This is a genomic window from Parasphingopyxis sp. CP4 (assembly GCF_013378055.1).
In the GTDB taxonomy this organism is placed as follows: domain Bacteria; phylum Pseudomonadota; class Alphaproteobacteria; order Sphingomonadales; family Sphingomonadaceae; genus Parasphingopyxis.
In genome coordinates this window covers 1,130,453-1,143,669 of the sequence record NZ_CP051130.1, presented here as the reverse complement: position 1 = coordinate 1,143,669, position 13,217 = coordinate 1,130,453, and the positions used below count along the sequence as shown (strand labels likewise).

Below are 13,217 nucleotides of genomic sequence, written 5' to 3'. Positions count from 1 at the left end.
GCTCCTGCTATGCCGCCTGATCGGCGATCCGCGCCAATGACTCCTCACGACCGAGGAGCAAAAGCACATCGAAAATTCCCGGCGATGTCGCACTTCCGGTCAGCGCCGCGCGCAGGGGTTGCGCAACCTTGCCCAGCTTGAGTTCGCGGGCGTCGGCAAAGTCCCTGACGGCGGTATCCAGCCTGTCTTCCGACCATTCCGCCACCCCTTCAAGATGTGGCAATAGATCGGCGAGCAACGCCGGCGCCTCATCCTGTAGCAGCATTTGAGCCTTCTCGTCCAGATTTAGGGGGCGAGTGCGAAATAAAAATGTCGCACTGGCACCCAAATCGGCGACAGACTTGGCCCGAGGCTTGATGCTTTCCATGCTGCGTTGCAGCAATTCAAGCTCTTCATCGGTAATATCACGGCCCAAATCGGCGGCAATTGCCGGTGTTGCCAGATCAGCAAGCCGGGCATTGTCGGACTCTCGAATATAGTGGCCGTTGAGGTTCGTTAGCTTCTTTACGTCAAACCGCGCTGCAGACTTGCCGACCCCATCAAGATCAAACCATTCGATAGCCTGTTCCTGACTGATTATCTCGTCATCGCCATGGCCCCACCCGAGGCGCAGGAGATAGTTGAAAACGGCTTCTGGCAGCATTCCCATCTCATCGCGATAGGCTTCAACACCCAGAGCGCCGTGGCGCTTGGATAGCTTGGCGCCATCGGGACCGTGGATCAGCGGCACATGGGCGTAGATCTTTTGGGGCCAGCCCATCGCATCGATCAGCGCGCGTTGACGGAATGCATTGTTGAGATGATCGTCACCACGGATCACATGGGTGACGCCCATGTCATGATCATCAACGGCAACCGCGAGCATATAAGTTGGCGTTCCGTCGCCGCGTAGCATGACGAAATCGTCGATCTCCTGGTTGCGGACTTTCACCCGGCCTTGCACCGCGTCTTCGATTATCGTTTCGCCTTCGATCGGCGTCTTGAGGCGAATAACGAACGGCGCGCCGTCAGGGGCTTCCGATGGATCGCGATCCCGCCAACGATTATCATATCGGATCGGTTGTTTCGCCGCGCGCTGTTGCTCGCGCATCTCCGCCAGTTCTTCCGGCGTCGCATAGCAGCGATAGGCATTGCCGCTTTCGAGCAGCGCGTTGGCAACTTCGACATGCCGGTCCGCGCGGGAGAATTGATAGATCTCGTCGCCGTCCCAATCGAGGCCGAGCCAACGCATACCATCGAGAATCTTCTCGATCGCATCATCGGTAGAGCGTGCCTGGTCCGTATCTTCAATGCGCAGCTTGAACTGACCGCCATGGTGGCGGGCAAAAAGCCAGTTGAAAAGGGCGGTTCGCGCACCGCCAATATGCAAATATCCGGTTGGTGAAGGGGCGAAACGGGTCACAACACCTTCATTATTAACGGCTTTTTCTATTGCGCTCATGGGCGCGATCTCCAAGACTGCTATTATGCGGGGAATATTGGGAGCGCGGACTAGCATAGCCCCTGCCGGGCGACAATCGGCGCTGGTGCGTCTGGTGTCCGGAATAGAAGATCGATTGCAGCTTGAGCGCGACCAGATACCGCTTTGGCTGCCAGTGGCTTTAGGGTGTGGAATTGCCAGCTGGTTCGCGCTGGCTGACCGTTCGGCCTGGATTGCATTCATCATGCTCGCATTGGCTGTTGCCTGCGCTTGCTTTGCGTTGGGACAGGGATTGCGGATTGTGCGGATCGCCGGGATTGCGGCGATGATGATGGCGCTGGGCTGTATCCTCATCTGGATACGCGCTGAACGGACCGACACCGAAACGCTTGGCCGGCCAGTGGCGAGCGACTTCACCGCCCAGGTTGTTTCCGTCGAGCATCTGCCCGCGCGCCAGAGCATACGCCTGCGACTTAGATCTCCGAGCGACACATCCCTACCGGTGCAGTTTCGCGTGAATATTGATGAAGATGCAGCACCGGACGGGCTGGCGGCGGGCGCATGGGTTGCGCTTGAGGCGCGCTTGATGCCGCCTCCGCGCGCGGCAGTTCCCGGAGCCTATGATTTTTCCCAGCGCGCCTGGTTTGATGGGATCGGCGCGACGGGCCGCGCATGGGGCGACGTGCGGATCGTCCGGGAAGCCGAGGGCGGCAGCTGGCGCGGTTGGTTGGAAGCGCAACGCACGCGGCTCGCTGCGCATGTTGCGGACCGCGTTGGGGGGCGAGAAGGTGCAATCGCCGCGACACTGGCCACCGGCGATCGCGGACGGATTGCCGAAGAGGATGCGGATGCGATGCGGCGCAGTGGCCTCGCGCATCTTCTGGCGATCAGCGGACTGCATGTGACGGCGGTGATCGGTGTGGCGATGTTGTTGGTGCTCAAGACATTGGCTCTCAGCCCAAGACTGGCGCTGAATCTACCTCTTATCGTCATCGCGGCGGGGGCAGGAGCCTTGGCAGGCCTTGCCTACACTCTGTTCACCGGGTCTCAGGTGCCGACCGTTCGCGCCTGCATCGCAGCCATGCTGATACTCATCGGGGTGGCGATGGGGCGGGATGCGATTACCTTGCGCCTGGTGGCGACGGGCGCGCTGATTGTGCTGTTGCTTTGGCCGGAGACGTTAGTTGGGCCAAGTTTCCAGCTGAGTTTTGCGGCCGTGACTGCGATTGTCGCTTTGCACGAGCATCCGCGTGTAAAACGGCTCCTGTCGCGGCGTGATGAACGGTTTTTCGCCAAAGTGGGGCGTTTCACGCTCGGCCTGTTGCTGACCGGCATTGTCGTTGAGATCGCTCTGATGCCGATCGCCTTGTATCATTTCAACAAGGCTGGCCTGTATGGCGCGCTCGCCAATATCATCGCCATTCCATTGACGAGCTTCGTGATCATACCATTGGAGGCTCTCGCGCTGTTCCTCGATATGTTTGGCCTTGGCGCGCCGGTTTGGTGGATCGTGGGACAAGCGCTCAGCCTGCTCATGACCCTGGCCCATTCAGTATCCGAGACGCCCGGCGCAGTGGCTCTGCTCCCGTCGATGCCCATCACTGCCTATGTGGCGATGATCATTGGCGGGCTCTGGTTCCTGCTCTGGAAGAGTGCGTGGCGGTACTGGGGGTTGCCTATAGTTATGTTCGGCGGCGCTTGGGCGTTAGTTTCGCCAGCACCGGACATTCTCGTCACCGGCGATGGTCAGCATATGGCGATACGGCAAGCGGATGGGCGTCTTGCACTATTGAGGCCGCGCGCTGGCGATTATGTGCGCGACATCTTCAACGAAACATCGGGTCTGGAGAGCGAGGCTGGAGCGCTCGACGATCTACCGACCGCCTGGTGCAATCCCGATAGCTGCCGTACCACGATATGGTCAGGCGGACGCCAGTGGAGGATCTTTGCCACGCGCAGCAGCTATTATCTGCCCTATCCCGAACTCATGGCGGAATGTTCAGCTGCGGATATCGTGGTGAGCGATCGGCGTATGCCGGACGGGTGCACGCCGCGCTGGCTGCTCGCCGACAGGGGCTTTCTGCAGGAGGCAGGAGGCCTCGCGATCCGGCTTTCGCCGGCACATATTGAAACCGTCCTTACGCCCGGCGACGATCGGCCGTGGCGGAGATCTCAGTAGCGGCGCAGCAAGCCCGCGAGAGTTCCCTGAATCGCAACCTGTTCCGGCGCATAACGCTGCGGTTCGTAGTTGCGGTTGGCAGGATCGAGCCGCACCATCGAACCTTCGTGACGGAAGGTTTTCAACGTGGCTTCGCTCTGGTCGATCAGGGCGACAACAATCTCGCCCTCGCGCGCCGTGCTCACCTTGCGGATCAGCGCATAATCGCCGTCTAGAATGCCTTCGTCGACCATCGAGTCTCCGGCAACTTCGAGGGCATAATGCTCCCCGCTACCGAGAAAGGCGGCCGGTACACTCAAGCTTTCCTGGCCTTCAATGGCTTCGATCGGCTGACCGGCAGCGATCCGTCCATGGAGGGGCAGATCGAGCACGTCATTCGCCGCGACCGGCATGAGCTTCGGAGCGGCGGAAATTGGCGTGACAGCAGCACCCGATTGATCCGGCATGCGGACAATTTCAAGGGCGCGCGCGCGATTGGGAAGACGACGAATAAACTCTCGTTCCTCAAGCGCCGAAATTAGCCGATGGACACCCGATTTTGATTTGAGATCAAGCGCATCCTTCATTTCCTCGAATGAGGGAGAAATGCCGGTTTCGGCCAAACGGTCGTGGATAAACATCAGCAGCTCATGCTGTTTCTTTGTCAGCATTGCCTTCGTCTCCTCCATTTTTGTTCCATTATGGAACGAACGGGGAACGTGTAGGAAACAAAAGATTCGCTGTCAAGCGAGCGGAAGGATGTCCACTGGATGACCTGGCTCGGCAGCTTCACCGTCCGCAGGGCGGCGGATCAACAGTTCGGCCTGGGCGAGCGCATTCAACGCTGCGCTACTTTGCTGATCGAGCGGGCGTACCCGCCCACCATCCCAGCGACCGCGGACGAATTCCGTTCGCTTTCCCACCGCCGGCATGGCTGCACCCAGCGTTGCCGACTGAAGCTGGGGAAGCGGACTGGACGCACCAGACAGATGCGCAATCATTGGCTCAAGGAAGAGCTTGGCCGTGACAAATGCCGAGGCGGGGTTGCCGGGCAGGCCAAGTACAACCGAACCATTTAGCGTGCCGGCCATGAGCGGCTTCCCGGGCTTCATCGCGATGCGCCAGAAATCGATCGATGCGTCTGCTGCTTCAAGAACGGGCCGGACCAGATCATGATCGCCAACCGATGCCCCGCCGATGGTCACGATGATGTCCGAACCGGATGCCGCGTCCAGCGCGTCCGATAGTGCCTCACGCGTATCAGCGACGATACCGAGATCATTGATTGTTACAGGCAGACCGCCGAGCTGCGCGACGAGCATCGGTCCGTTCGATGCGGGCAGCTGGGCGGCACTGGTGGATACGCCAGCGGGAACCAGCTCATCGCCAGTCGAAATCAACGCCACGCTAATAGGGCGGCGAACGGCGAGTTCCCCATGCCCGCCGGCAATCGCCAATGCGAGCGCCGGAGATGTCAGCCTGACACCCTGTTGGAGCAATATGTCGCCATCGGCGAAATCGCGACCCGCACACCGCACATTGCCGCCCTGTCCAGACGGACCTTCGCCGGTCATGCGGAGAGTGTCGCCATCGCGGTCGGCTTCTTCTTGCACGAGCACAGTGTCAGCCCCCGCGGGCATGGCCGCGCCAGTAAAGATGCGGGCAGCTTCTCCCGGCTCCAATGTCTGGTCGAACGGCCGGCCTGCCGCGCTCTCACCGACGACTGTCCATGGACCCGGGCGTTCATCAAAGCGGATCGCATAGCCGTCCATGGCTGACAGATTGACCGCCGGCTGCGTCCGCCGAGCGACAATACTTTCCGCTAGCCAGCGGCCCGCAGCAGCGGCAATCGGCACAGTTTCGGTCTCTACAGGTGCGGCCAGCGCAAGCAGGCGCTTTTGTGCGTCCTCAACGGGAAGCAGGCCGCTCATTCGGCCGTCCAGTCGCCCGATCGGCCTCCGGACTTGGCGAGCAGCCGCGTTTCGCCGATCACCATGCCCCGATCCAATGCCTTGGCCATGTCATATACTGTGAGGAGCGCGACCGACACGGCGGTAAGTGCTTCCATCTCGACGCCGGTTCGGTCGGTTGTTTTGACCGTGGCGGTGGCTGTGACGCTGGCCTCGTCGAGCGCCAGATCAAGCGTGACGCCAGACAGTGCCAAAGGATGGCAGAGCGGGATCAATTCGCTCGTCTTTTTGGCGGCCATGATCCCGGCCACGCGTGCCGTACCGAGAACATCGCCTTTCTTTACATTGCCGTCGCGAATGGCAGACACCGCCTCGCTCGACATGGTGATACGCCCGGTCGCCGTCGCTTCGCGCGCCGTGCCGGACTTGTCGGACACGTCCACCATGCGAGCCGCGCCGCTTTCATCAATATGCGTCAGATCAGCCATGGCCGGTCAATAGCATGCGAGTGGCACTTTCGACATCCGCCTGTCGCATCAATGATTCACCAACCAGGAAAGCGCGAATGCCGCTCTCGGCCAGCCGATCGCAATCCTCCTTCGTCGCAATGCCGCTTTCGGACACGAGGAAATGCGTATCCGGAACGCGGGCGGCCAGCCGTTCGCTCGTCGAGAGATCGGTGGTGAACTGTTTGAGGTCGCGATTGTTGATGCCGATCAACGTCGATTGCAGGGCCAGAGCGCGATCAAGTTCGGATTCGTTATGCACTTCCACCAGCACATCCATGCCAAGATCCAGAGCGGCATCTTCGATCTCAGCCATGGCCGCATCATCAAGAGCGGCCACAATGATCAGGATCGCATCGGCACCAAGCGCGCGTGCTTCGGTAACTTGCCAGGGATCGACCATGAAATCCTTGCGCAGGGCAGGGAGGGTGCAAGCCGATCGTGCAGCAATCAGATAGGCATCCGATCCCTGGAAATAGGCTTCGTCTGTCAGCACGGAGAGACAGGCCGCACCACCGGCTTCATAGGCAGCAGCATGGGACGGCGGATCGAAATCTTCGCGGATGAGCCCTTTGGACGGGCTCGCCTTCTTCACTTCCGCGATCAACGCATAGCCAGTATCAGCCTTGGCCTTGAGTGCTAGCAAGAAACCACGGGGGCTATCCTGCCCAGCCGCTTGCCGTTCCATATCCGCGAGCGAAACTGCGGATTTACGGCGCGCAACCTCATCCCGCTTCACGGCGCAGATTTCGGCTAGCTTGTCGCTCATCGATAGTCGATCCAGCGGTCGAGCAAATCTTTGGCGGCACCATCGTCGATGGCCGTCGCCGCTTTTGCGACACCATGTTCCCAGCCACCTACCTGTCCGGCCACGAGCAATGCGCCTGCTGTGTTCAGGAGTACAGCGCTCCGATAACCGCCATCTTCACCATCCAGCAATCGACGCAGGGCCGCCGCGTTAAACTCGGGATCGCCGCCGCGAATGGCTTCGATTGGATATTCGGCGAGTCCCGCAATGTCGGGCGTGACGCTGTCTCCAACATCGACCCCGCCAAAGCTGCGGATCCGGCTCGGGCCCGAGATGGAAAGCTCGTCCAAACCTTCTTCGCCGGACACTACCATCGCGCATTCAGCGCCCAGTTGGCGCAACGCTGCCCAGTAAACCGTGACATAGTTAGGGCGGGCAATACCGATTAGCTGTCGTTTCACGCCAGCCGGATTGGAGATCGGACCCATAAGGTTGAAAATCGTGCGCTTGCCAATGCGTTTGCGGATCGGAGTAATTCGGCCCATCGCCGGATGATGGTTCGCCGCATGGAGAAAGCAGATGCCTAGATCGGCAAGACTGCGCTCTGCGACCTTACCGGCATGATCGAGATCGATGCCGAGGGCCTCCAGCGTGTCGGATGCACCCGCCTTGCTTGATGCAGCGCGATTGCCGTGCTTTGCTACCGGCACGCCGAGCGACGCGACCAAGATCGATACGGCAGTAGAAACGTTCAACGTATGCTGGCCATCACCGCCGGTACCGCACACATCGATTGCGCCTGGCGGTGCGTTGATCGCAATCAGGCGCTCGCGCATCGCGGTCGCAGCCGCCGCAATCTCAATCGCGGTTTCATCGCGCTCGGTCATCGTGGTGAGGAAATGCTCGATTTCCTCTTCGCTTGGCTTGCCATCCAGCATGTCTGCAAAGGCCTGGTAAGCATCGTCTTCGGAGAGCGGCTTGGTGGGATCGGGCAAAATGGTCATGGGGCGGCCTCAAAGCATGGGGCGACCGGAAAGGCCAGATAGAAAATCTGCTCGAGTGAAAGGTCCCGCACACAGCGGCGGGCAGATATGCTATGACCATGCATCAGGTCGCTGGCATGGCAATCATGGAGACAAGTGATGAGGGTAATCACATTTCTGGGTCTGGCGGCGCTATTGGTGACCTCTGGATGTGGCGGTGAAATCGAGCCGCAAACCGAAGAGGTGTTACCGGTTGATACTGGCGGCGTGGCCGCGACCATTACCGTGTCGGGGACGCCCGGCAACTGCACCTTTGCCTGGAATGGGCAGCCACTCTCTTCTGACGGTATTGGCGTTCGCGCTGTCGTCGTGATGAGTGATGCCATCGATCAAAATGGCGGCGTCTACAATATGGTCGAAGATGATATTCCAATTCTTCGGTTCGAAGCGGCGGCCGATGCTGCCTTTCATTGCACGTCGATCGCTGTGGGCGTTGCGCGCTCGACCGGTATTGCCGGCGGAACTTTGCGCACAATTGATTCGAATATCGAAGTGAATTTCTTGTTCGAGATACCCGATGTTGAGGGCAACCCCCAGCGCGTCGTTACCGCGCTAGGCGAGAGTGGCGAAATCCGAGTATCGGGTCGTGATGTTCCGCTTGAAGACTTGGGCAGTGAGATAATCGCCGTGCCGGGCGACACCACTAGCGGAGCTGGCACCTTGTTCCTTTTGCCGTCAGCCAATACGCGTTTCGATCGGGTGCAAGCGGCAGCGGATGCCGTGTTTCAAGCCGGTGGGCGAGCGACCCTTGCCACCTGTTTCCATCCGAATTTCGATGTCGCGCGGCCATCGGGCCAGATCGGCGCGCCGCTGCCGGATTGTTTGGAGGATTAAGCGGCGTCGCTGATCTTTGCGGGTGTCAAACCCGCGAGCCGCATGAAATTGGCGAGCAGCGCATGGCCATGCTCTGTCGCAATGCTTTCGGGGTGAAACTGGACGCCATGGATCGGCAGGCTTTCGTGGCGGAAGCCCATCACGGTGCCGTCCGGCCCGCGCGCATTGATCTTCAAGCACTCCGGCAGGCCATCTTCCGGAACAATCAATGAATGATAGCGGGTCGCTGTGAACGGGGAGGGGAGATCGGTGAACACGCCAGAACCATCATGCTCCACGGCCGAAGTTTTCCCGTGCATCAATCCGCCTTGAATGACCCGGCCACCGAAATGCTGGCCGATCGATTGGTGCCCTAGGCACACGCCCAGCACGGGTTTTTGAGCCTCAGCACAGGCGGCGACCAGATCCAGGCTGATGCCAGCCTCATTCGGAGTGCAGGGACCCGGCGAGATCAAAAACGCCGATGCCCCGGAGGAAATCGCTTGCCCGGCGGATATCGCATCATTGCGTACAACATCGGTTTCTGCGCCCAATTCGCGCAGATAATGGACAAGGTTCCAGGTAAAGCTGTCATAATTGTCGATAACCAGGATCATGCGGGCCTGCCTATCCGCTTCGTCCGGTGCCGCCAAGACCTGTCATTCGCAGATGGATGGCGTTCGCTTGCAGAACTCCGCTGTACTAGTTAGGTAATGCACCAGAAGAAAATTTCATTTTGCTGACCATTCAGACTTTCAGGAGTAATTTATGCTCACCCGTTCTCTCGTCCTTGCCGCCGCATCGGCACTTGCCGTTGCCACCGCGACACCCGCCCTTGCCGATCACCATGCCGAAACGGCCGAAGCGGCAACGCCCGCATCTGGCAGCGCTGAAATTGGAAGCTGGGGTGTCGACCTCGAGGCGCGCAACCTGAGCATCAATCCGGGTGACGATTTCTATCGCTATGCCGGCGGAACCTGGATGGACAATACCGAGATGCCCGGCGATCGCTCACGTTACGGATCGTTCGATATCCTGCGGGAAAGCGCAGAACAGCAGGTTCTCGCCATTTTGACCGACCTTGCCGCCGATCCGGCCGCCGCTGGCCCAGTCGGGCAGATGGTTGGAGATTTCTACGGGTCCTGGATGGATGTCGATGCTGTAGAAGCACGCGGCACCGCGCCGCTCGCGCCTTACCTGGCGCGGATCGATGCAGTTGAAGATCGCGCCGGACTGCTCGAACTATTTGGTTCGGTCGGCTATTCAAGCCCGGTCGGCGTTGGCACGATTCCGGATCCGGCCGATCCTTCGCGCTATATCGCCTTTGCCGGCCAAGGCGGGCTGGGCATGCCGAATCGCGATTATTATCTGAATGAAGACGAAGAATATGTCGCGTTCCGCGCGGCCTATCGCGCTTACATTATCCAGCTCCACGAGCTTGCCGGAATTGCCGATGGCGAAGCGCGGGCCGATCGGATCATGGCGCTCGAAACCCAGATGGCCGAGAGCCAGTGGGAGCCGGCTCGCCAGCGCGATATCCAGCAGATTTACAACCCGATGAGCCGGGAACAGCTTGCCGAACTCGCTCCGCAATTTGACTGGGCGAACTGGCTGGACGGGATGGGTTTTGCCAGCGTCGATACCGTCGTGGCAGCGGAAACGACGGCTATTACGGCGGCTGGTGAAATGCTCGAAAGCGTTCCGCTTGATACATGGAAGGAATATCTGACCTTCCACTTCATCAACGATAATGCGCAATTCCTGCCGCGCGCCTTCGATCAGGCACAGTTCGAATTTTTCGGCCGCACATTGCGCGATACGCCGGAGCAGCGCGAACGCTGGAAACGCGGTGTGTCCTTTGTGAATGGCAATGTCGGCGAAGCAATCGGTCAGATCTATGTCGATCGCCACTATCCAGCCGAAGCACAGCGCCAGATGTCCGAGTTGATCGTGAACCTGCGCGCTGCCCTGCAGGAGCGGATCGAGAATAGCGACTGGATGGATGAGGCGACCCGCACCGAGGCGTTGTCCAAGCTTGAAGCGTTCGAACCGCGGATCGGTCATCCGGAAAACTGGATCGACTATTCCGCGCTGGAAGTCCGGCGCGATGATCTGCTGGGCAATGCAATCCGCGCGCAGCAATTTGCCTTTGACCTTGATCTGGAACGGCTGCCCAATCCGGTTGATCGTTCGCTATGGGCAATGAACCCGCAGACGGTGAATGCCTATTACAATCCGCTGTTGAACCAGATCACCTTCCCGGCCGCGATCCTGCAGCCGCCCTTCTTCGATCCCAATGCGGATCCGGCGGTCAATTATGGCGCGATTGGCGGCGTGATCGGCCATGAGATTGGCCATGGCTTTGACGATCAAGGTCGCCAGTTTGATGGCACGGGTCGCATTCGCGACTGGTGGACCGAGGCGACGGCAACGGCATTTGAAGAACGCTCCGGCCGGCTCGGAACGCAATATAGCGGGTTCGAACCGATCCCCGGACTGAACGTTAACGGCGATCTGACCATGGGTGAGAATATCGGCGATCTGGGCGGGCTTGAAATGGCTTACTCGGCTTATCGCCGCTATGTCGCAGAACATGGCGAACCGCCAGTTATCGACGGCCTGACCGGCGATCAGCGCTTCTTCCTCAGCTGGGCACAAGTGTGGCGCGGGCTGATCCGTGAGAATGCTCTGCGCGAGCGTATCATCACCGATCCGCACAGCCCGATGGAATATCGCACCAATGGCGTGGTTCCGAATATCGACGCCTGGTACGAGGCGTTCAATGTCGGTCCGGACAATGCGATGTACATCGCACCCGAAGATCGCGTGAAGATCTGGTAACGAGGGAAGGGCGATGAGCGAGACGATAACCGCAAATATCGCCCATCAACTCGGGCGGGTAGAAGCCCATCGCCGCATCGCTGAGGGAATGGACGGCTTTGCCGAAGCCATTCCCGGCGGTGTGGTCAGCGAAAAGCGCTGGGAAGAAGATGTCGCCTTTTTCACGATCGAGGCGCTCGGCCAGCGGCTGGGCTGCCGTCTGGATGTGATGGACGATGTGGTTGTCGCGACGTTCGATTTGCCAACCTTGCTACAACCCTTTGCTGGCGCGATCCGAGCCAAGCTTGAGGAATATGGCCCGAGGCTGTTGGAATCCTAAGCCGCTGATTAGAGCAAATCGCTGAGCAGTCGCGCGCTGTTTTCCAATGCCTTGGTGATTAGCGATCGTTGCGCCCATTCGCCCTTTTCAAGTTGTGTGGCGCTATCAAAATAGCGCTGCTCCACCGACGCAACGCGATCAGCAATTTCCGGTCCGTAACACAGCATACTGGCTTCTGCGTTGAGCCGGAACGACCGCTCGTCCATGTTGCAGGACCCGATGACCGATAGGTTCCGGTCGATCCGCATATGCTTGGCGTGCACAAAGCCGGATTCATAGAGATGGATTTCGACACCCGACCGCAACAGCTCAGCATAATAGGATCGCTGCGCAAAGCCGACGAGATATCCATCCAGATAGCGCGAGACCATGATGCGAACCTTCACACCACGTAAAGCCGCACTTGTCATTGCCGAGATCAATGCGCCGTTGGGAATAAAATAGGGCGTGACAATCACGATTTCTTCGCGCGCCAGGTTCATCGCCGCGACGAACAACAGGTCGATCCCGCCTATCGGATAATCCGGTCCGCTGGGTACAAATTGCGCGGAGATGGAACCTTCAGCGCTTGCTGGTGAGAAGATTTTGTCTCCCTCCAGCACTGCGCCGCTTTCAAGGTACCAATCACCCAGAAACACCGCCTGGAGCTCGCTGACCACGGGCCCGGTCACCCGTATCACCAGTTCAACATTGGACGGGCTGCCTGGGCTTGGCTGGGCGTTCACAATATTCTGCGATCCGGTAAACCCGACGTGTCCATCGATAACGGCAATCTTGCGGTGATTTCTGAGGTCCAGTCGCGATGCATTTCTGCGCATGCCCAGGGGCAAGATACGGTGCGCTTCGATCCCTGCTGCATGGAGACGGGCGAGAACGGCCTTGCTCCATTTGAGCGATCCCAGGGCATCGATCAATACACGACAGGTGACGCCGCGCTTACAGGCTCGTTCGACGGCTTCGGCTATTTTGCGGCCCGTCGCATCGTCGGCAAAGATATAATATTGGAGATGGACATGATGTTCGGCCCGATCGATTTCGGTGACCAGTGCGTCAATTGCATTGCCATAGTCTTCGAGCAATTCGATTTCATTTCCTGCGACCGGAGGCAGTCCGGCAAGGCCGCTCGCCAACGCGCTGATCGGCTCGACATTGCTGGGCAGCTGGGCCCGTGCCTCGCCGGTCGCAATTCCTGCATCGGCAACCGAACGCCGCAAAATGTCTGGCAGTTTTTCAAACAGCTTGCGGCGGCGCTTGGGGTGCTGAGACGAGCCGAGAATGAGGAACAGCAGCAAGGCCGGTAGCGGGGCAATAAAGAACAGCAAGAGCCAACCGCGGGCGGCTGCCGGAGACCGGCGAAATGGCACCAGGATAAGGGCGCCGATGCGAATAACCCATGAGATGATGGTCAGCGCATTGGCCCAGACAAAGGCGATCAACACACTCATCTAGATTGCCCCCA

The 13,217-nt window shown here is 59.4% G+C and carries 12 protein-coding genes; 4 read left to right on the top strand and 8 right to left on the bottom strand.

The window, feature by feature from the left end; all coding sequences use genetic code 11:
* Positions 1-7 precede the first annotated feature (7 nt).
* Complete coding sequence (gene gltX / locus HFP51_RS05455) at positions 8-1,441, bottom strand: glutamate--tRNA ligase (RefSeq protein WP_176874730.1); 1,434 nt, start codon at positions 1,439-1,441, stop codon at positions 8-10.
* 94 nt (positions 1,442-1,535) lie between these two features.
* Here gltX and HFP51_RS05450 point away from each other — a divergent pair, with 94 nt between their 5' ends.
* A complete protein-coding gene (locus HFP51_RS05450; RefSeq protein WP_255454904.1) occupies positions 1,536-3,599 on the top strand; it encodes a ComEC/Rec2 family competence protein in 2,064 nt (687 codons plus the stop codon).
* Here the strand turns inward: HFP51_RS05450 and lexA are convergent.
* The 5 genes from lexA to trpD form a co-directional block, all read right to left on the bottom strand.
* Positions 3,593-4,249: a transcriptional repressor LexA gene (gene lexA, locus HFP51_RS05445; RefSeq protein WP_176874728.1), complete on the bottom strand. Its 657-nt coding sequence runs from the start codon at positions 4,247-4,249 to the stop codon at positions 3,593-3,595. The genes HFP51_RS05450 and lexA overlap by 7 nt on opposite strands.
* Before the next feature lie 72 nt (positions 4,250-4,321).
* The gene (locus tag HFP51_RS05440) at positions 4,322-5,509 is read right to left on the bottom strand and encodes a molybdopterin molybdotransferase MoeA (protein ID WP_176874727.1); all 1,188 of its coding nucleotides are present in this window, start codon (positions 5,507-5,509) and stop codon (positions 4,322-4,324) included.
* Entirely contained in the window at positions 5,506-5,976 is a 471-nt protein-coding gene (moaC, locus tag HFP51_RS05435; protein ID WP_176874726.1) for a cyclic pyranopterin monophosphate synthase MoaC, read from the bottom strand. The genes HFP51_RS05440 and moaC overlap by 4 nt, the downstream gene beginning before the upstream one ends.
* A complete protein-coding gene (gene trpC, locus HFP51_RS05430; protein WP_176874725.1) occupies positions 5,969-6,763 on the bottom strand; it encodes an indole-3-glycerol phosphate synthase TrpC in 795 nt (264 codons plus the stop codon). The genes moaC and trpC overlap by 8 nt, the downstream gene beginning before the upstream one ends.
* Entirely contained in the window at positions 6,760-7,746 is a 987-nt protein-coding gene (trpD, locus tag HFP51_RS05425; protein ID WP_176874724.1) for an anthranilate phosphoribosyltransferase, read from the bottom strand. Before trpD ends, trpC begins: the two co-directional genes overlap by 4 nt.
* A 138-nt stretch (positions 7,747-7,884) precedes the next feature.
* Here trpD and HFP51_RS05420 point away from each other — a divergent pair, with 138 nt between their 5' ends.
* A complete protein-coding gene (locus HFP51_RS05420; RefSeq protein ID WP_176874723.1) occupies positions 7,885-8,619 on the top strand; it encodes a hypothetical protein in 735 nt (244 codons plus the stop codon).
* Here HFP51_RS05420 and HFP51_RS05415 read toward each other — a convergent pair.
* Positions 8,616-9,215, bottom strand: a complete 600-nt coding sequence (locus HFP51_RS05415) for an aminodeoxychorismate/anthranilate synthase component II (RefSeq protein ID WP_176876559.1) — start codon at positions 9,213-9,215, stop codon at positions 8,616-8,618. The two genes, HFP51_RS05420 and HFP51_RS05415, sit on opposite strands and share 4 nt — an antisense overlap.
* Positions 9,216-9,366: 151 nt before the next feature.
* Here HFP51_RS05415 and HFP51_RS05410 point away from each other — a divergent pair, with 151 nt between their 5' ends.
* Both HFP51_RS05410 and HFP51_RS05405 read left to right on the top strand, forming a co-directional pair.
* On the top strand, positions 9,367-11,439 hold the full coding sequence (locus HFP51_RS05410) for a M13 family metallopeptidase (RefSeq protein ID WP_176874722.1): 2,073 nt from the start codon (positions 9,367-9,369) through the stop codon (positions 11,437-11,439).
* A gap of 13 nt (positions 11,440-11,452) precedes the next feature.
* A complete protein-coding gene (locus tag HFP51_RS05405; protein WP_176874721.1) occupies positions 11,453-11,758 on the top strand; it encodes a polyhydroxyalkanoic acid system family protein in 306 nt (101 codons plus the stop codon).
* A gap of 8 nt (positions 11,759-11,766) precedes the next feature.
* Here HFP51_RS05405 and cls read toward each other — a convergent pair whose 3' ends face one another.
* Complete coding sequence (gene cls / locus HFP51_RS05400) at positions 11,767-13,203, bottom strand: cardiolipin synthase (RefSeq protein ID WP_176874720.1); 1,437 nt, start codon at positions 13,201-13,203, stop codon at positions 11,767-11,769.
* Positions 13,204-13,217: the final 14 nt, after the last annotated feature.